Genomic DNA, 9727 nt, shown 5'->3' on the forward strand with positions numbered 1-9727 from the left:
AGGGGGTAAACCCAATGGGCCAGGTGATTAAGTGTTTATTATCAATCAGTTTACACAATTTGTCGTTAAAATAAGTCATTTATCTTTGTTATTATTTCAACGGACATCTAATGTTATAGCTAAATAGGTAGACTTAAAGAGCGTAAAGTGCACGTACAAAGCATAGTAGTGGAACCGCAAATGATTGAAAAACAAGCCGGAGATGTACTAATCCTAGATGACGACATCGTATTTAGGAAATTAGTAAGCTCGCTATTAAAGGCAAAAAATTATCGCGTCTTTGAAGCAGATAATGGTCTGGTTGGATTGCAACATCTGGCTAAAAAAGTTCCAGATCTAGTGATTTGTGACATAGAAATGCCTGTACTAGATGGAATTGAATTTGTCGAAGAGGTCAGTCACCAATACCCGTCTTTGCCAATGATCGTTATTTCCGGCACCGACAAAATATCAGTTGTTGCCAAAGCCCTCAAGTTTGGAATTAAAGATTTTGTTACTAAGCCGATAGTAAATCCTACTCATTTACTCAAAACGGTCGAAAGTACCCTGGTGGAAGCCAGAGATTCCGTGGATGTTGGTCGAGATTTCACTAGTCAATGGTTTCAGTTAAATCAGCAAGGCGAATTGCCTGAAGATCAAGAATTGCATTGGCATTTGGAATATCTGCACAATCATCCGGACATTTCTCGAGAATTATTGCAAGCACTGGTACCGGAAGCGAAAACTAGCCAAGGGGTATGGGATTGCCATTTTCGCGTGTTACAAAGCCTTGAAAGCATGCCTTTGGTCTACGATTATGCGTGGAGCATGAATGGTCAGTTCTTATTTTATATTTTAGATACCGATTCTAGTGAGCAATACGGAGTTTCAACCACTTTGTTAATCAGAGCCTTGTTTAATGATTATATCCGCAGTCAAGAAGGGCAGGTGTTCCATATTCAAGATCTGGTCAGCACATTAAATAAAGGCATTCGTTACGCGGAATACGGTGAACCAATTAATGCCATTATCGGATTGGCAAACTTTCCCAATCAAGAGCTGCAATTGCTTAATGCAGGACTGGATGGCGTATGGAGTGCGCCTGAAACTCAAGGCAAGCTGATGCCACTGTCTTCACAAATGAGCTTAGGAGAACAAGGCGCTTTTGTTCAGCAGTCTCTGTCACTATCGCGAACGGGGAAAAATGCATTCAGATTGAGCGGCTTACCTCACGCTAACTGTCAAATCGTTATCGAAGGAAAAGAGTCATAGGATCTGCTTCTTTTTTCCGGCGACTTCAGATACTCTTCCGCTTAATGCTTTGAGTTAACGCGGACATAAATTTGGTGAATAGTGCAGGGACCTCTATAAAAAGAGTTTTTTTAATCGTCTTTGGGGTACTGAGCCTATTATTGGGTATCCTAGGGATTATACTGCCTCTTTTGCCAACTACGCCGTTTGTGTTATTGGCGAGCGCCTGCTTTATGAGGGCCTCTCCGCGCCTCAATCGAAAGCTAAGGGCGCACCCAACCTTTGGACCTATGATTGACAATTGGCAGCAAAATAGAAGCATGCGACCTTCTATTAAGCGAAAAGCCTACTTAATGATGTTAATCAGCTTCTCCTTCTCTATTTATTTGGCACCTATCGTGTGGATTAAAGGGATGCTGCTAGTGCTTATGCTGGTATTATTCCTTATGATCAGGCGATTACCGAATGCCCCTGAGCCATCAAGCAATGAAAACTTGAGTTACCCCAAAGAGTAACTTGCTCAAAATTGATAAACTCACTAATATGACTTCCACTAATACCAATTACACTAAAGTAAGTGATCAGAGCTAGTGCGGGAAAAATGCTCGAGAACAAGGCAGAATTTTTCGATAAGTAGTTATTTTACAATCAAAAATTCTAATGCCGTTATCGAGCATTTTAACAAGCTAGAATGACCAGTTATTTAGTACGATTGGTATAATATCAATCTGATTGAGTAATAATTAACCTTGCATTGGATTGATATCAATTAACCCAACCTAATCGTAAATCTAAATCAACACAGCTAATTAATACGTTAGAGCATGACTGAATCGCAATAGGGTTTGGTTAATACTATGACTCGAACAAAATGTGAATTTAGATGATTGTTACGGTTAGGCACTGAGACAGACAGTAAGAATAACTATGAATATTGAAAAGCAAGCTTTGGTTAAAGCAAGTATTAAAAGCATCACTGATTACCCAAAACCAGGCATCTTGTTCCGTGATGTCACCAGTTTGATGGAAGACGCCACCGCTTATAAAGCCACTATTGAAATGTTCATCGAACGTTATCAAGGTATGGGTTTTACTAAAATTGTTGGTACAGAAGCCCGCGGCTTCTTGTTTGGTGCTCCTTTAGCGCTAGAACTAGGCATTGGTTTTGTGCCAGTGCGTAAGCCAGGTAAATTGCCAAGAGAAACGATTTCTCAATCTTATGAATTAGAATACGGCACAGACGTATTAGAAATTCATACCGATGCGATTGTTGAAGGCGACAAAGTGTTGGTGGTGGACGATTTACTTGCCACGGGTGGCACGATTGAAGCGACCACTAAGCTGATTCGTCAACTAGGCGGCGTGGTAGAACATGCGGCTTTTGTTATCAACCTTCCAGAAATTGGCGGTGATAAACGTATCGAAAAAAATGGGCATTGAAGTATTCAGCCTATGTGAGTTTGACGGACACTAATTTACAAGCCCTATCAGGATAATTAATGAGTTATTTAGCGTTAGCGCGTAAGTGGCGACCTAAGCAATTTAAGGAAGTTGTTGGACAAGAGCACGTTTTAACGGCGTTAGAAAATGCTCTTGATCAGAATCGGCTTCATCACGCTTATTTATTAAGCGGTACTCGCGGCGTAGGTAAAACGACCATAGGTCGCTTGCTTGCCAAAGGGTTGAATTGCGAAACAGGCATTACTTCTACGCCATGCGGTCAATGCCAGAGCTGTATCGAAATCGATCAGGGACGTTTTGTTGATTTGCTAGAGATAGATGCAGCGTCTCGAACTAAGGTTGAAGACACTCGCGATCTTTTGGATAACGTACAATACAAACCGGCTCGGGGGCGCTTTAAAGTGTACCTGATCGATGAAGTACACATGTTGTCTAAGCACAGTTTCAATGCGCTACTTAAAACGCTCGAAGAGCCACCTGAGTATGTGAAGTTCCTGTTAGCGACCACAGATCCACAAAAACTGCCGGTCACTATTTTATCCCGCTGTCTGCAGTTCCATTTGAAGCCGATTAGCGTTGAAAATATTCAGCAGCAATTGGATCATGTACTGGAACAAGAAGGCGTAGCGCGAGAAGAGCGTGCGCTGGGTATGCTTGCGCATGCCGCTGATGGCAGTATGCGTGATGCACTAAGTTTGTCGGATCAAGCGATTGCTCTTGGCAATGGTTCGGTGGTTACCGAGCAAGTATCAAGAATGCTCGGCACGCTAGACAGTGAACAAGCCCTGTACCTTATTGAAGCCATTATTAAGCGCCAAGCATCAGTAAGCCTAGATGCCCTAGAACAACTGGCAAACAATGGCGTTGACTGGGATGGGTTGCTACAAAAGCTTTCTATGCAGTTGCATCGCATTGCCATGTATCAAGCTCTACCGGCTACCTTGGATGCCTCTCATTTAGATGCAGAGCGAGTACAGCACCTAGCGGCAGAAATATCTCCGCAAGACGTTCAGCTGTATTACCAAATTGCTTTGAAGGGACGCAAAGAGTTATCCATTGCCCCAACAGAGCGTGCTGGCGTAGAAATGACCCTATTGCGCATGCTTGCGTTTAGTCCTGCGGGAAAACCAACGGCCAATACCATTTCCACAGTAAGTCATGCACCTGCTGCGCCGTTACAGTCACTGCCGATTGTTGATGTTGCTCCTGCAATGGAAAGACCTTCTCCAATACAACAAGCCAAAAAAGCGATGGAGCAAGCACCTGCGGTAACGCCTAAGCCTGCTACAAGCCCAATGGCTGACAGAGCGCCTCATGCGCCCAATACACACGAGCAAGCGTCTCATGTAGCGCGCAGTGTGCCTAATGAACAAACAAGCCCACAGGGCTTGCCTTCAACCAATATGGCTCCAGCGAATGTCGCACAAACTAACGCATCTAGCGCGAGTTACAATGAACCAAATCAGCCTGCTAGTGAAGGGACAAAAAACCCACTGGTTGGCCTTCGTCATCAACTTCGCTCTAAACGACAAAGCAAATCATCGACACAAGGTGATAGCAACGTAAAAAAGGGTGAAGCAACACCGACCAGCAAAAAAGAAAGTGTTTTACAGCGAGTGACACAACAACACCCGCCGAAAGCACCGTCACAGTCAGTGTTGCAGCCACAAGTGGATACCAGTAATCAGCCGTATCAATGGCAAGCATCAGAAACCTTTCAGCCAGAGGAAAAAAAGCCGAGCTTAACGCCTGCTTTACTCAAAAAAGCCTTAGAGCATGAAAAAACACCCGAAATGGTGGAGAAGCTGCTTAATGAGTCTGTAGAAAAAGACAGTTGGAGCGCACTGATTGCCAAATTGAACACCGCAAAACTGGTCGAACAATTGGCCTTAAATTCTCATTATGAAGAAAATGACAGTGGCATAGTGCTACATTTAAGAGCAAGTCAAAAACACCTTGATAGTGAGAAGTCACGCCACGAACTCGCGTCAGCACTAACTGCTGTGACAGGGCAACAGCGTGCTATTAGCGTTCAGGTAGACGAGCAAGGTCAAACACCACTTGAACTGCGTGAAATTTTGTATCATGCCAAGCTAGAAAAGGCGTTTGAAAGTTTAGAAAATGACGAGCACATCAAATTTATTGAAGCTCGCTTTTCAGCTGAGCTTGATAGAGAGAGTGTTCGCCCAATTTAGGGTTGAAATGGGGTAGAATAGCCCCCACTTTTAATAGTAATTATCAATACCGATATCAAAGAGAGATTCAGAATGTTTGGAAAAGGCGGTATGGGCAACCTAATGAAGCAAGCCCAACAAATGCAAGATCGTATGGCGAAACTTCAAGAAGAAATCGCGCAAATGGAAGTGACTGGTGAATCAGGCGCAGGTCTGGTAAAAGTAACCATTACAGGCAGCCATAACGTACGTCGTGTCGACATTGATGAAAGCTTGATGGAAGACGACAAAGAGATGCTTGAAGACTTGATTGCAGCAGCATTTAACGATGCAGCACGTCGTGTTGAAGAGACTCAAAAAGAAAAAATGGCGGGTGTGACTGGCGGTATGCAACTACCACCAGGCATGAAAATGCCGTTCTAACGCAGAATTTAATTCAATGCGTACCAGTAATATGCTGGAACAATTGATGGAGGCCTTACGTTGTCTACCTGGGGTAGGTCCCAAGTCGGCGCAGCGTATGGCCTTTCATTTATTGCAAAGAGACCGAAGCGGCGGGGTAAAGCTTGCCGATGCACTCAGTCAAGCAATGACTGAAGTGGGTCACTGTGGCGAATGCCGTACTTTTACTGAAAATGACGTTTGTCATATTTGTAGTAACCCTAAAAGACAGCAAACCGGACAAATATGTGTGGTAGAAAGTCCTGCGGATATTGCGGCAGTAGAGGCAACAGGTCAGTATTCAGGACTGTATTTTGTGCTGATGGGCCATCTTTCACCGCTTGACGGTATCGGCCCTAGTGATATTGGCCTAGATAAGCTGGATTTTAAGCTGCAAGAAGGCGAAATCAAAGAAGTGATTCTAGCTACTAACCCAACAGTCGAAGGCGAGGCCACGGCGCAATATATCGCCGAGCTTTGTCATATTCATCAAGTGGGTGCATCGCGCATCGCACACGGTGTCCCTGTTGGTGGAGAGCTAGATTTGGTGGATGGCACGACGCTTTCGCACTCTCTTTTAGGGCGACATAAGCTGTAACAGATGAACCAATAAAAAGGCCGTTTAGTTTTTAACTAAACGGCCTTTTTTATATCGATACGATTGAAATAATTATTCTTTTCCAACTACAGTTTTATATACCAGAGCACCGATAATGCCACCGATAATAGGCGCAACCCAGAATAGCCATAATTGGCTAAGGGCGTAATCACCTACATACACCGCAACCGCTGTACTACGAGCTGGGTTAACCGATGTGTTCGTTACTGGAATACTGATAAGGTGGATTAAGGTTAGGCAAAGACCAATGGCCAGTGGTGCAAAACCTGCTGCAGCACGTTTATCCGTTGCGCCCATAATGACAAACAAGAATACCGCCGTTAGGGTGATTTCAGTTACCAGTGCCGCTAGCATGCTATAGCCGTGCGGAGAGTGCTCTCCATAACCATTGGTTGCAAAGCTACCGATATCCGCGCCCGCTTTACCAGTGGCAATGATGTATAAAACGCCACCTGCAATGATGCCACCAATCACTTGAGCAACGATATAAGGAATCACCTCTTTAGCTTCATGACGACCGCCTGCCCAAAGCCCAATAGTAATTGCAGGGTTTAGGTGACAACCTGAAATATGGCCAATAGCAAACGCCATAGTCACCACAGTTAAACCGAATGCAAGAGCGACACCTAGGTATCCAATACCTAAATCTGGAATGCCAGCCGCTAACACTGCACTACCACAACCGCCTAGCACTAACCAAAATGTGCCAATGAGTTCGGCCATGTACTTATTCATAAAACGTCCTTTGAATCTAATTGAGTTCTGAAACTAAAAATATACGCTATTTGCCATATAGGCAAAGTTTCCGTGGATATTTATTCAGGCGGTAATGTATTCAAGTTCTGTAAGGATCTCAATAGCTTGTTTGGAGTCTTCACCGCAAACCCATTTTGCAGCCTTGAAATCATGGCAAACATCAGGACGCTCTTTTTTGCCAAATAGCTTGCATAGATTGTCATCGGTAAGCTGTTTACAACGCTCACCTGCTTTTTTCCCGTGTGGGTGTAGCGGGAAACTAGTAGAAATACTGGGTGCAATACAGCACGCCCCACAATACAGTCGACATTCCATACCGTTGTTCTCAAAAATTTAAAGGGAGGATTATCGCCATATTTACTAAGATTGAAAGAAGTTTTACTCAAACAGTGAAAACTATACTTGTAAGCCTTTGATTGTCGCTTTTGCTTGTATTTTAGGCGTCAAATAGGTATAAAACGGCTCCAAGTTCACGACGGTAAATTAATGATGACTTCTCCATTTTGGCAAACAAAAACCCTAGAACAAATGAGCGAACAAGAATGGGAAGCTCTTTGTGATGGTTGTGGTAAATGTTGTCTGCACAAATTAATGGATGAAGACAGCGATGAAGTGTATTACACCAACGTCGCCTGCAGCTGGCTCAACAGTAAAACCTGTGGCTGTAAAGATTACCCAAATCGTTTTGAATCTGGCGAAGAGTGTCTAAAACTGACCCGTGACAAGATCCATGAATTCCACTGGCTGCCAGAAACCTGCGCCTACCGCTTATTTTCTGAAGGTAAACCTCTGCCATCATGGCACCCATTAATCACAGGCTCAAAATCCGCCATGCACGCCGCAGGTGAAAGTGTGCGTAATAAAGTGGTGTACGAGATTGATGTTGTGAATTGGGAAGACCACATTTTGAATCATCCTAATCGCTAATCGCTAATCGCTAATCGCTAATCGCTAATCGCTAATCGCTAATCGCTAATCGCTACTGACAATTAGACTGACTGCTTGAGTGTGGATGGCTAAAACTGCCATGCTCATGGGGATTAACCACTTGTGTCGGCAAGGGTAATACCAGTAGGCGATACTCTGAGTATTGACTCATGCCCAATGGTTCATCCAACGATGCTACCGGAGTGATCAATACTATTTTCAGTTTAGGGGCGCGTTTATGCAGTGAATAGGCGATACCCATTCCATTTTCAACGTGAAATTTTCCGGCAATATGCAGTATTTGCTGGTGGGGGTATTGGGCGTGGTGCATGGCGATACTTTCGGCCATGGTTTCATCCCACGCTACCTGTGCGGCATACATTTTCTCCACACTTGCTTTCTCAACACCTTGCATAGCCTGTTTGAAATTGTCTTTATACGGCCTATCTGTGATATCTAAATTGGCGGCGACGTTTTGGCGCTGCTCTGCATTTAAACTCTCAAGATAACCGACACCGACTTGCCCAAGACATCGCACTATTTCTCGAGGGGCATTCGCCGCAATGACCGGCATACTTGCCGACTTAGCTTGTTCTACAAGAGCGCGATAGTCACTGCTGTAGTTAGGCCATGCTTTAGCATGCGCAATCAATGCTAATTCACCAATCTCTCCTTTAAGATATTGATCAAGTGTGTTTTGCACTGGTCGACTAAATTGCTCCATCGAAACAGCGACCTGAGTGTTGTGCTCCAGCAATTTCTGGTAAAGCTCGGCTTGAAATCTGTGTATTGCAGAATGACTGTGCCATTCACCCACTAACACAACATCAGCATTAATGATGTCACTGGGAAGGGCAGTTAATGGTTTTAGTGTTGTTTGTGGCGCTTCTTTGGAGATGGCGGAATACAGCTGATAATCGTAAAAGTTGAGAATTGGGGAGGCGGGGTTGCTGGCTGACGAGTTGGCCACTGATATGGGTAAAACGAAGAGCAGAAGTACACTTAACATTTGAATGCGCATTTCTACTCTCCCATAAATTAAATGACTCGATAGGTTTGAATATTAAAATCGGCTTCACAGTCAAAACTGGCACACTGTTTTAGCTCAGCTTGTAATTCGGGTGATGCTTTCCAAGCAAATGGCGTCATTTGCAGTAGTTCAAACGCTTGCCCTTCGACAAGTTGCATTGAATAATTGAGTTTAGCTTGTTCAATCAATTCTAGCCCTGCAAATTCATCCGCTTGTTCTTCGTGCAAGCGCACTTCTTGATAAATACGCTCTCTAAGCTGATACAGGTGTCTAGCGCCCGGAGTGACGGTCACTAAAACTCCGCCCGGCTTTAGACAACGCAATAGTTCTTCTTGCTTGCTTGGCGCATACACTTTGACGATGGCATCCAAGCTGTGATCGTTGAACGGCAGTTTATAGCTAGAGGCAACGCTAAAGTGGCAATTGGCATAACGTTTTGAGGCATAGCGCACCGCTACTTTTGCGATATCTAAGCCGTAAACTTGCGCACTCTCGCCTAAAACATTCGCTATTTCATTGGTGTAATATCCCTCACCGCAACCAATATCTAGGATAGTCGGCTGTTGGCTATTTTCTAAGGGATTTGCTATAGAATTTGCGATGGACTGCTGCACGGTATTCGCCAGTTGCTGTTGCAGTTTTTGGTAGTGCCCAGACTCTAGGAAAGCACGACGAGATTGCATCATCTCTTTGCTGTCACCGGGGTTTTTTGAATGCTTATGGTGCGCAGGCATTAGGTTTACGTAACCTTCTTTGGCTTTGTCGAACATGTGGTTGTTTGAGCACTTAAAGGTTCGAGAATCTAACGTTAAAGGCTGTGAGCAAAGAGGGCAGGCGTAAATCATAATCACTTGAGTCAAAAAATGTTAAGCAGATAGTAGTCGTAATTGGTGAGCGAGACAACGGTTATACAAAGTGTGCAGATAAAATAGAGAGGAAAGTGGCTCCAATTATAGAGCTGAAGCCACTTAATACCATATCGTACTAAATAACTGGTCATTCTAGCTTGTTAAAATGCTCGATAACGGCGTTAGAATTTTTGATTGTAGAATAACTACTTATCGAAAAATTCTGACTTGTTCTCGAGCA

Annotated in this window: 10 protein-coding genes and 1 pseudogene; 7 read left to right on the forward strand and 4 right to left on the reverse strand. The window is 43.9% G+C overall.

What is annotated here, in order from left to right:
- Window positions 1-180 precede the first annotated feature (180 nt).
- From VHA01S_RS02510 to recR, 6 genes and pseudogenes are all read left to right on the forward strand, one after another.
- Window positions 181-1251: a response regulator gene (locus tag VHA01S_RS02510; RefSeq protein WP_240432732.1), complete on the forward strand. Its 1071-nt coding sequence runs from the start codon at window positions 181-183 to the stop codon at window positions 1249-1251.
- Window positions 1252-1325: 74 nt separating this feature from the next.
- Window positions 1326-1745 carry a YbaN family protein gene (locus VHA01S_RS02515; protein WP_084309028.1) on the forward strand — a complete coding sequence of 140 codons (420 nt, stop codon included), beginning with the start codon at window positions 1326-1328 and terminating at the stop codon, window positions 1743-1745.
- A gap of 412 nt (window positions 1746-2157) precedes the next feature.
- Window positions 2158-2704 (forward strand): annotated as a pseudogene (gene apt, locus VHA01S_RS02520) (adenine phosphoribosyltransferase).
- A 25-nt stretch (window positions 2705-2729) separates the two neighbouring features.
- Window positions 2730-4886, forward strand: a complete 2157-nt coding sequence (dnaX, locus tag VHA01S_RS02525; protein WP_023402779.1) for a DNA polymerase III subunit gamma/tau — start codon at window positions 2730-2732, stop codon at window positions 4884-4886.
- A 72-nt stretch (window positions 4887-4958) separates the two neighbouring features.
- Window positions 4959-5288, forward strand: a complete 330-nt coding sequence (locus tag VHA01S_RS02530; RefSeq protein ID WP_021712651.1) for a YbaB/EbfC family nucleoid-associated protein — start codon at window positions 4959-4961, stop codon at window positions 5286-5288.
- Between the two features lie 16 nt (window positions 5289-5304).
- Window positions 5305-5904 (forward strand): recombination mediator RecR, encoded by a 600-nt coding sequence (recR, locus tag VHA01S_RS02535; RefSeq protein ID WP_023402780.1) that lies wholly within the window; start codon window positions 5305-5307, stop codon window positions 5902-5904.
- A 72-nt stretch (window positions 5905-5976) separates the two neighbouring features.
- Here recR and aqpZ read toward each other — a convergent pair whose 3' ends face one another.
- Complete coding sequence (gene aqpZ, locus VHA01S_RS02540) at window positions 5977-6660, reverse strand: aquaporin Z (protein WP_023402781.1); 684 nt, start codon at window positions 6658-6660, stop codon at window positions 5977-5979.
- An 84-nt stretch (window positions 6661-6744) separates the two neighbouring features.
- Window positions 6745-6996 (reverse strand): hypothetical protein, encoded by a 252-nt coding sequence (locus VHA01S_RS02545; RefSeq protein ID WP_023402782.1) that lies wholly within the window; start codon window positions 6994-6996, stop codon window positions 6745-6747.
- Window positions 6997-7170: 174 nt separating this feature from the next.
- Here VHA01S_RS02545 and VHA01S_RS02550 point away from each other — a divergent pair, with 174 nt between their 5' ends.
- A complete protein-coding gene (locus VHA01S_RS02550) occupies window positions 7171-7608 on the forward strand; it encodes a YcgN family cysteine cluster protein (RefSeq protein WP_039970013.1) in 438 nt (145 codons plus the stop codon).
- 52 nt (window positions 7609-7660) lie between these two features.
- On the opposite strand, the gene VHA01S_RS02555 is transcribed toward VHA01S_RS02550, so the two are convergent.
- A complete protein-coding gene (locus VHA01S_RS02555; RefSeq protein ID WP_023402784.1) occupies window positions 7661-8629 on the reverse strand; it encodes a ChaN family lipoprotein in 969 nt (322 codons plus the stop codon).
- A gap of 17 nt (window positions 8630-8646) precedes the next feature.
- Window positions 8647-9483: a 23S rRNA (guanine(745)-N(1))-methyltransferase gene (rlmA, locus tag VHA01S_RS02560; protein ID WP_039969981.1), complete on the reverse strand. Its 837-nt coding sequence runs from the start codon at window positions 9481-9483 to the stop codon at window positions 8647-8649.
- Window positions 9484-9727 lie beyond the last annotated feature (244 nt).

This window comes from Vibrio halioticoli NBRC 102217, from assembly GCF_000496695.1.
GTDB classification, from domain to species: Bacteria; Pseudomonadota; Gammaproteobacteria; order Enterobacterales; family Vibrionaceae; genus Vibrio; species Vibrio halioticoli.

Bases quoted from the DNA above. Each gene is read 5' to 3' on its own strand.
- recR (WP_023402780.1), top strand. From the start codon at position 5,305: ATGCGTACCAGTAATATGCTGGAACAATTGATGGAGGCCTTACGTTGT.
- VHA01S_RS02510 (WP_240432732.1), top strand. From the start codon at position 181: ATGATTGAAAAACAAGCCGGAGATGTACTAATCCTAGATGACGACATC.
- VHA01S_RS02530 (WP_021712651.1), top strand. From the start codon at position 4,959: ATGTTTGGAAAAGGCGGTATGGGCAACCTAATGAAGCAAGCCCAACAA.
- VHA01S_RS02550 (WP_039970013.1), top strand. From the start codon at position 7,171: ATGACTTCTCCATTTTGGCAAACAAAAACCCTAGAACAAATGAGCGAA.
- rlmA (WP_039969981.1), bottom strand. From the start codon at position 9,483: ATGATTTACGCCTGCCCTCTTTGCTCACAGCCTTTAACGTTAGATTCT.
- dnaX (WP_023402779.1), top strand. From the start codon at position 2,730: ATGAGTTATTTAGCGTTAGCGCGTAAGTGGCGACCTAAGCAATTTAAG.
- VHA01S_RS02555 (WP_023402784.1), bottom strand. From the start codon at position 8,629: ATGCGCATTCAAATGTTAAGTGTACTTCTGCTCTTCGTTTTACCCATA.
- aqpZ (WP_023402781.1), bottom strand. From the start codon at position 6,660: ATGAATAAGTACATGGCCGAACTCATTGGCACATTTTGGTTAGTGCTA.
- VHA01S_RS02545 (WP_023402782.1), bottom strand. From the start codon at position 6,996: ATGGAATGTCGACTGTATTGTGGGGCGTGCTGTATTGCACCCAGTATT.